Source organism: Clostridium sp. UBA1056, assembly GCA_002316385.1.
Lineage (GTDB): Bacteria > Bacillota > Clostridia > Clostridiales > Clostridiaceae > Clostridium_J.
This window is the reverse complement of record DCDL01000022.1, coordinates 31,567-39,067: the sequence shown is the minus strand read 5'-3', so window position 1 is coordinate 39,067 and position 7,501 is coordinate 31,567. Positions and strand designations below refer to the sequence as shown.

The following is a 7,501-nucleotide window of genomic DNA, read 5'->3' as shown; positions in this document are numbered from 1 at the left end:
TAGATTTTACCTTGAATAAATATTTTAGTAAATCAATATTCCGAAACGGCTGAGCGTTAATAATATAAGTGCATGCTCAGTATTTATTTAGATTAGTTTATTTTAAGAGAGTTATTATGCTAATTCTTCCCATTGGTCATAAAGGTTTTGAAGCTCCTCTTCCACTCTTTGTATCTCTTTATTTATTTCTATACTTTTTTCAGGGTTAGAATAAACTTCTTCAAGACATAGCTGTCCTTGAAGATCCTCTAGAGATTCTTCTGTGGCTGCAATTTTATTTTCAATGGTTTTAATCATATTAGCCTTTTCTTTTTCAACTTTTTCAGCTTCACGTTTTTTCTTTTTATCTAGCTTTATCTGAGTTTTGGTAATGCCAGAACCCTCTTCTATATATTCAAATCTTAAAGGGTTTTTCTTTTTCTCTACGTAATAAGAATAGTTACCTAAATACTCTTTAACTCCATCTTCATTAAGTTCGAATATTTTATTTATGATTTTATTTAAGAAATATCTATCGTGGGATATGAGAATTATAGTGCCATCATAGTTTAAGATAGCGTCCTCTAAAGCTTCACGAGAGATAATATCTAGATGGTTTGTAGGCTCATCTAGAAGAAGAAAATTAGATTTAGAAAGCATTAGCTTTAGTAAGTTAATTCTACATTTCTCTCCACCACTTAGCTTAGATATTTGCTTAAATACATCATCCCCCGTAAATAGGAAGGCTGCAAGAGCAGAACGTATTTCGGTAGTAGTCATGTGCGGAAAGTCATCCCATACCTCATCTAGAATAGTTTTATTATGGTCTAAATTTGATTGTTCTTGATCGTAGTATCCAACAAATACATTTTTACCTAAAACCTTAACTCCATTATCAGAAGGTATTTTATCCATGATTATTCTAAATAGAGTAGTCTTACCACGGCCATTTTCACCTATAAGAGCAATTTTTTCTTCACGCTTAATATCCATGTTTAAACCTTCAAATAAAAGTTTTTCACCAAAGCTTTTACTTAAGTTTTCTACATAAAGAACGTCATTACCACTTTTAATTTGAGTTTCAAATCTTATTTTCGAGGCCTTAGGATCTTTAATAGGTGCCTCTATTCTTTCAATCTTATCTAAGGCTTTTTGACGACTTTCAGCAGCTCTTACACTTTTTTCACGGTTAAAGGATTTATATTTAGCTATAATTTCTTCTTGTCTTTTAATCTCTGCCTGTTGAAGCTCGTAAGCCTTTTGCATAACTTCTTTATTCTTTTCTTTAAGGTCCACAAAGGCTGTATAATTACCGTTATAGCAGTGGGCAGTTCCACCTATTAGCTCTATGGTTTTGTTAGTGATAGCATCTAAGAAGAATCTATCGTGGGAAATCACTATAATAGTGCCTTTAACATCTTTAAGGTAGTTTTCTAACCACTCTATAGCATCTAGGTCAAGGTGGTTTGTAGGCTCATCTAGAAGCAGAATTTCAGGCTTTCTAAGAAGGAGCTTACATAGGGCAACCCTAGTCTTCTGACCACCGCTCAATATGGATATTGATTTATCAAAATCTGCTTCAGTAAAGCCAAGTCCTTTAAGAACACGGCTAATTTCTCCCTTATAAGTGTAGCCTCCACGATTTTCATAAACTTCTGTTAAGGTAGTATAATCCCTTATAATTTTATTATGGTATTCTTCTTTAGAAGCATCATAGGGTTCTTTCATTTTCTCTTCTAGGTTATGTAATCTTTCTTCCATGTCTATCAGTGATTCAAACACAGAAAGAAGTTCCGTATATATAGTATTATTTGAATCAAGAGAAAGGTTTTGAGAAAGATATCCCAGTTCCTTTGATTTATCTATAAACAGTTCACCGCTGTCATATTCCATTTGATTAGTCAAAATCTTAAATAGGGTTGATTTACCAGCGCCATTAGCACCTATTAATCCTATTTTTTCACCTTCATTTATATTGAAGGTAATATCCTTTAAAATTATATCTATTCCAAAGTATTTACTTATATTTTTACAACTTAAAACTATCATTTATTTCACCGTCCTATTAGCATTTTATCATGAAAGTTGAAAAAATTAAATTAATTTGTATAGTACAGTAGGTTAATGGGTATTGTGAATAATAAGGAATATTGATATATAATACAATAAAAATATATAGATTGAAAGTTCGAAATTTCATAATATTATATATAATAGAAAGTTAGAGAACATTAGGAATTCATAAGTATAATATAGAATATGAATATGAATACAAATATAAGTATAAAATATACTGTGATAATTTATATATTTAATAAAAAAATATATAACAAATGGGTATTAGTATAGTATAATAATAACTGTATAAATCAAAGTTAGTTAAATGTGGGATTATCTTATTTGCTTCAAAGATGCATAATGTTTGCTTTAAAGATGCATCATGAAGAAGAAAATTATAATATATAAGTTCCAATGAATAAAATTCATTAATATTCCATAATGTAATCTAAGTTTGCAAGCAAATTTTAGGATTGTAAGCAAGTTTAATGCAGAAACTTTAATAAAGCTTATATATAAAAGATAAGGTTAAAAGATAAAGGATAAAATAAGGAGCTGATAAGGTGGAGAAGAAAAGAAGTATTTCCATGGCTGTAATAAAAAGACTTCCTAAATATTATAGGTATTTACGTGAATTAGATAAAAATGAAGTAGATAGAATATCCTCTAAAGAATTAAGTGAAAGAATTGGATTTACAGCTTCACAAATAAGACAGGATTTAAATTGCTTTGGAGATTTTGGGCAACAAGGCTATGGATACAATGTTAAGGAGTTATTATATCAAATATCAGTTATTTTAGGATTAAATAAGGAGTATAACACTGTAATTATTGGAGCAGGAAATATAGGTCAAGCAATTGCAAATTATACAACCTTTGATAAGATGGCATTTAATTTAAAAGGTATTTTTGATGTAAATGTAAAGCTTATTGGACTTAAAATAAGAGATATAGAGATACAAGATATGGACGATTTAGAAGGGTTCTTGCAAAAAGAGAAGATCAACATAGCTATTATTTGCGTTCCTAAGAATAGAGCTCAAGGTGTAGCAGACATAGTAACGAGAAACGGTGTAAACGGAATATGGAATTTTGCACCTATAGACTTAAAGGTTAAAGAGGACGTTATTGTAGAAAATGTACACCTTAATGAGAGTTTAATGACTTTAAGTTACTTATTAAATGAACGTGAAAAAGAAGAAGGCTTTATTAATTAAAAAAAAGACAATACAAATTTTGAAAAATTTGTATTGTCAATAAAGTTTTAATAGTCTATCATGTCAGTAAAATAAAAAGATTTCGTAAAAAACATAAATGTGGTTGAAAAAAAAATATAATGAGTCTATAATAGTGATTGGGGTATTAGAACTTTAATCACTATTTTTGTTAAATTAATAACGAAATGTGGCGGCTAACACCTGAAAAATTGCATGGGGGATTTTAAAAATGGATTATAAGAACATAGTCTTTGAAAAAGAAGGAAATGTGGCTTTAGTTAAACTAAACAGACCAAAAGCATTAAATGCTTTAAACACAGAAACTTTAAAGGAAATTGATTTTGTTATCCAAGAAATTTCAGAGGACAAGGAAATTTATGCAGTTATTCTTACAGGGGAAGGTAAAGCTTTCGTTGCTGGAGCAGATATTTCAGAAATGAAAGATATGAATGCTATAGAAGGTAAAGAATTTGGTATACTTGGGAATGGGGTTTTCAGAAAAATTGAAAAACTTGAAAAGCCTGTTATAGCTGCAGTTAATGGTTTTGCATTAGGTGGTGGATGTGAACTTGCAATGGCTTGTGATATAAGAATTGCATCAGTTAAAGCTAAGTTTGCACAACCAGAAGCAGGTCTTGGAATAACTCCTGGGTTTGGCGGAACTCAAAGGTTAGCAAGACTTGTAGGTGAAGGAATTGCAAAAGAATTAATTTACACTTGTGACATGATTAATGCTGAAGAAGCTTTAAGAATTGGGTTAGTAAATAAGGTAGTAGAACCAGAAGTACTTTTAGATGAAGCAAAAGTTATGGCTAATAAAATAGCTAAAAATGCTCCTATAGCTGTAAGACAATGTAAAGCTGCTATCAATAGAGGCTTGCAAATGGATATTGATAGTGCAGTATTATATGAAGCAGAAGCATTTGGAATGTGTTTTGCTACTGAAGACCAAAAAGAAGGTATGACAGCTTTTGTTGAAAAGAGAGATAAGAATTTTAAGAATAGATAATCGAAATAGATAATCGTATAAGTAGGAGGTATTATAATGAATTTTTCATTAACTAAGGAACAAGAACTTGTAAAGCAAATGGTAAGGGAGTTTGCTATTAATGAAGTAAAACCTATAGCAGCTGAAATAGATGTTACAGAAAGATTCCCAATGGAAAACGTAGAGCAAATGGCTAGATATAACATGTTAGGAATTCCATTCCCAACTGAGTTCGGTGGAGCAGGTGGAAATAACGTATCTTACGCTATGACTGTAGAAGAACTTTCTAAAGTTTGCGGAACAACAGGAGTTATAGTTTCTGCACACACTTCTTTATGTGGAGCTCCAATATACCAATTTGGTACTCAAGAGCAAAAAGAAAAATACTTAACACCACTTGCAAAAGGTGAAAAGTTAGGTGCATTTGGTCTTACTGAGCCAAACGCAGGTACTGATGCTGCTGGACAACAAACTACAGCTGTACTTGAAGGAGATCATTACGTATTAAACGGTTCAAAAATATTTATAACAAACGGTGGAGTTGCTGATATCTTCGTAGTATTTGCAATGACTGATAAATCAAAAGGAACTAGAGGAATATCTGCTTTCATAGTTGAAAAAAGTTTCCCTGGATTCTCAATAGGAAAAGTTGAAGAAAAATTAGGAATAAGGGCATCTTCTACTACTGAATTAGTATTTGAAAACTGCATAGTTCCAAAAGAAAACTTACTTGGAAAAGAAGGAAAAGGATTTGCTGTTGCAATGCAAACTCTTGATGGAGGAAGAATTGGTATAGCAGCTCAAGCTTTAGGACTAGCTCAAGGAGCTTTAGATGAAGCTGTTGCTTACATGAAAGAAAGAAAACAATTCGGAAAATCATTATCAGCATTCCAAGGATTACAATGGATGGTTGCAGATATGGATGTTCAAATAGAAGCTGCTAGACTTCTAGTATATAAAGCTGCATACAAAAAAGATATGGGACAACCTTACTCAGTAGAAGCTGCTAGAGCTAAGTTATATGCTTCAGAAGTAGCTATGGATGTTACAACTAAGGCAGTTCAATTATTTGGTGGATATGGATACACTAAAGAATATCCAGTTGAAAGAATGATGAGAGATGCTAAGATAACTGAAATCTACGAAGGAACTTCTCAAGTTCAAAGAATGGTTATCGCAGGAAGCATATTAAAATAGGAGGTAGTGAAAGATGAAAATAGTTGTTTGTGTAAAACAAGTACCAGATACAAATGAAGTTAAAATAGATCCAAAAACAGGAACTCTTATAAGAGATGGTGTTCCTTCAATAATAAACCCAGATGATAAAAATGCTTTAGAAGGAGCTTTACAATTAAAAGATACTTATGGTGGACATGTAACTGTTATAACAATGGGACCTCCACAAGCTAGAGTAGCTTTAGAAGAAGCTTTAGCTATGGGAGCAGACGAAGCTATACTAGTTACAGATAGAGCTTTTGCTGGAGCTGATACATTAGCTACATCTCACGCTTTAGCTGCAGCTATTAAAAACTTAGACTATGATGTAATATTTGCTGGAAGACAAGCAATCGATGGAGATACTGCACAAGTTGGACCAGAAATTGCTGAGCATTTAGGAATGCCTCAAATAACTTATGTTGAAGCAGTTAGTGAAGAAAAAGAAGGCGTATTAAACGTAAGAAGAGCTTGGGAAGATGGATATGAGAATATCAGAGTTAAAACTCCAGTACTATTAACTGCAATCGAAACTTTAAATGTGCCAAGATATATGAGTATAAAAAACATATTCTCTATGGCTAAAGAAAAAGAAGTTAAAGTATGGACTGTAGCAGACATTAACGTTGATGCTAGCCTACTTGGTCTTAAAGGATCACCTACAAAGGTTAAGAGATCAATGACTAAAGAAGCTAAAGGTCAAGGTGAAATATTCGAAGTATCACCAAAAGAAGCAGCTTCAATTGCGCTTTCAAAACTAAAAGAAAAGCACTTCATCTAAGATATAAGTTAAGGAGGAAATTACCATGAATATAGCAGATTATAAAGGTGTATGGGTCTTTGCAGAGCAAAGAGACGGAGAATTACAAAAGGTTGCTTTAGAATTATTAGGAAAAGGAAGAGAAATAGCTGACAAGCTAGGAGTAGAGCTTACAGCATTATTACTTGGACATGAAAACATAGATGCAATTACTAAAGAATTAGGTGCTTTCGGAGCAGATAAAGTATTAGTATGCGATCACGAGTTATTAAATCACTATTCAACTGATGGATATACAAAAGTTATAACTGAAGTTGTAAATGCTAAAAAACCAGAAATCTTATTCATTGGAGCTAGCTTCATTGGAAGAGATTTAGGACCAAGAGTTGCAGGAAGACTTTCAACAGGTCTTACAGCTGACTGTACATCACTTGATGTAGATGCAGAAAACAACAACTTATTAATGACAAGACCAGCTTTCGGTGGAAACTTAATGGCTACAATCGTTTGTGGAGATCACAGACCACAAATGTCTACAGTAAGACCAGGAGTTTTCGAAAAGTTAGTTAAAGACGAAAACAGAACTTTCCAAGTTGAAAAATTTGATGTTCAATTATCAGCTTCTGATATAAGAACAGAAACTATTGAAGTTGTTAAATCAGTAAAAGAAATGGTAGACATTACTGAAGCTGATATCGTAGTTTCAGGAGGAAGAGGAGTTGGAAGCAAAGAAAACTTCGCTTTACTTCAAGAGCTTGCTGATGTTATGGGAGGAACTTTAGCTGGATCAAGAGCAGCTGTTGATAATGGCTGGGTAGAAAAAGCAGTTCAAGTAGGACAAACAGGAAAAACTGTAAGACCTACTATATATATAGCATGCGGAATCTCTGGAGCAATCCAACACTTAGCTGGAATGCAAGATTCTAACTATATCATTGCTGTAAACAAAGATGCTGATGCTCCAATCATGAAGGCTGCAGATGTAGCTTTAGTAGGAGACTATGCAAAAGTTATTCCAGAAATGATAGCTCAATACAAAGAAATGAATAAATAATAAATTTATAAGATTTTTATATTAAATGAATTCTATAGTGTACAGTTAACATAAGATGAGGGGATATACAGAGTTGTATATGCCCTCTTCTGTCAATTAAAGAGAATTTAGTCTTAGGCATCTTCAAAAAATAAATAAGTCAGAATGCTCGTCTATTTTGTGCTATCTGATGACTACCCGCTCTAACACTCCCATCTTATTCAAAGTGGGAGTAAAGAGCGGCTACGACC

Annotated in this window: 6 protein-coding genes; 5 read left to right on the top strand and 1 reads right to left on the bottom strand. The window is 32.5% G+C overall.

What is annotated here, in order from left to right:
* Positions 1-114: 114 nt before the first annotated feature.
* Positions 115-2,028, bottom strand: coding sequence for a ribosomal protection-like ABC-F family protein (gene abc-f, locus B3W71_RS06200; protein WP_346888074.1), 1,914 nt, complete (start codon positions 2,026-2,028; stop codon positions 115-117).
* A gap of 572 nt (positions 2,029-2,600) precedes the next feature.
* Between abc-f and B3W71_RS06195 the strand changes: the two genes are divergently transcribed.
* The 5 genes from B3W71_RS06195 to B3W71_RS06175 all read left to right on the top strand — a co-directional run bounded on the left by B3W71_RS06195 (position 2,601) and on the right by B3W71_RS06175 (position 7,271).
* A complete protein-coding gene (locus tag B3W71_RS06195; protein ID WP_346888073.1) occupies positions 2,601-3,254 on the top strand; it encodes a redox-sensing transcriptional repressor Rex in 654 nt (217 codons plus the stop codon).
* Between the two features lie 229 nt (positions 3,255-3,483).
* The gene (locus tag B3W71_RS06190; RefSeq protein ID WP_346888072.1) at positions 3,484-4,263 is read left to right on the top strand and encodes a short-chain-enoyl-CoA hydratase; all 780 of its coding nucleotides are present in this window, start codon (positions 3,484-3,486) and stop codon (positions 4,261-4,263) included.
* Positions 4,264-4,299: 36 nt separating this feature from the next.
* Positions 4,300-5,439: an acyl-CoA dehydrogenase gene (locus B3W71_RS06185; protein WP_346888071.1), complete on the top strand. Its 1,140-nt coding sequence runs from the start codon at positions 4,300-4,302 to the stop codon at positions 5,437-5,439.
* Positions 5,440-5,452: 13 nt separating this feature from the next.
* Entirely contained in the window at positions 5,453-6,238 is a 786-nt protein-coding gene (locus tag B3W71_RS06180; protein ID WP_346888070.1) for an electron transfer flavoprotein subunit beta/FixA family protein, read from the top strand.
* Between the two features lie 25 nt (positions 6,239-6,263).
* Complete coding sequence (locus tag B3W71_RS06175; RefSeq protein ID WP_346888069.1) at positions 6,264-7,271, top strand: electron transfer flavoprotein subunit alpha/FixB family protein; 1,008 nt, start codon at positions 6,264-6,266, stop codon at positions 7,269-7,271.
* The last annotated feature ends 230 nt before the right edge of the window (positions 7,272-7,501 follow it).